At 38.5% G+C, this 1256-nt stretch carries 2 protein-coding genes; both read left to right on the top strand.

What is annotated here, in order from left to right:
* The first annotated feature begins 105 nt into the window (after positions 1-105).
* Entirely contained in the window at positions 106-393 is a 288-nt protein-coding gene (locus ADIWIN_RS19745) for a hypothetical protein (protein WP_051155484.1), read from the top strand.
* A gap of 65 nt (positions 394-458) precedes the next feature.
* Positions 459-1166, top strand: a complete 708-nt coding sequence (locus tag ADIWIN_RS19740) for a hypothetical protein (protein WP_020897802.1) — start codon at positions 459-461, stop codon at positions 1164-1166.
* The last annotated feature ends 90 nt before the right edge of the window (positions 1167-1256 follow it).

Here is a 1256-nt window from a genome sequence, read left to right as displayed (position 1 = left end):
TTTATGGTAGTGAAGCTGCCAATGGAGTTATTTGGTTAATACCAAGAAAGGCCAGCATGGCGTTTCCAAAGTGGAATTTTCTTCAACCTTTACTGTAGAAATGCCGTGGATTTACCCAAATTACAAACTTCTTATGGACAGACCGACCCCAATTACAATGACAGTTGGGGAGAGAAGATTAGCAATGGTAGTGATAGTCACTTAAAGGAATTTTTTGAAACGGGGAAAACCAAAATCAATTCTGTTTCCTTTTCCAATGGCAGTGATATAGGGCAACTTTACATGTCTTTTTCTAACACCTCTGCTAGTGGAATTCTTCCTAAAAATAAGCTAGAACAAAACAATTTTACGGTAAGGTTAACTTCTCAGTTTTTAACGACAAATTATCGATAGATGGGTCTGTCAATTATACCAACCAGGAAATATTTAATCAAAATTCCGCAGGAGGTTACAGTGCTTTGCCGGGGATTTATTCTTTCCCTGTTGGGGATGATTTCTCGAAATATGACAAGGATAATTTTGAAGTTTGGGATCCAGTTCGTGCCATGTATGTTCAAAATTGGCCATACATAAGGAATGAAACTTTTCCTAATCAAAATCCTTACTGGGTGCAGAATAGGAATCAACGCGATTTTCAAAGAGACCATACCATTTCTGCTTTTACAGCAAAGCTTGAGCTTTACAGCTGGCTGGACTTGCAAGGTAGGATCACCTATGATAAAATATATGACAAATCAGAATTTAGAAATTATGCCTCTACTCAAGGGACAGTAGCAGGCCCTAATGGTGGGTATGGGATGAGTCAATCCTCAATTGATAATATTTATTCGGATTTATTATTGATAGGGAATAAAAACATCAGTGCAGATTACAACCTGGCAGGTACCCTTGGTTTTAGTAATCGTGAAACAACCAGCGCAGGATTGAATTTATCTTCTACAGTTCCAACTTCCCTGGTTTTCCCAAATTACTTCTCTGTTTATGCATTAAATGGGCAATACAATAAAGGAGAAAGCCTTAGAAAAACGATGACACAAGCGGCTTTCGGGAATGCAACATTGGGGTATAAAGAAAAATTTACCTTGATATTACTGCAAGAAATGAATGGAGTTCTACTGTTGCCCAATCCTTTTTCTATCCGTCGGCTGGCCTTTCTTATATTTTGAAAGATGGCTCAAACGACCGGCCCAGTGCTTCTAATGTCTTGTCCTTTGCAAAATTACGGCGTCTTATGCTGAGGTAGGTAATAGTCTTCC

Origin of the sequence: Winogradskyella psychrotolerans RS-3, from assembly GCF_000427335.1 — a bacterium.
GTDB classification, from domain to species: Bacteria; Bacteroidota; Bacteroidia; order Flavobacteriales; family Flavobacteriaceae; genus Winogradskyella; species Winogradskyella psychrotolerans.
The sequence above is the reverse complement of the archived record's forward strand: the minus strand, read 5'-3'. Positions and strand labels throughout refer to the sequence as shown.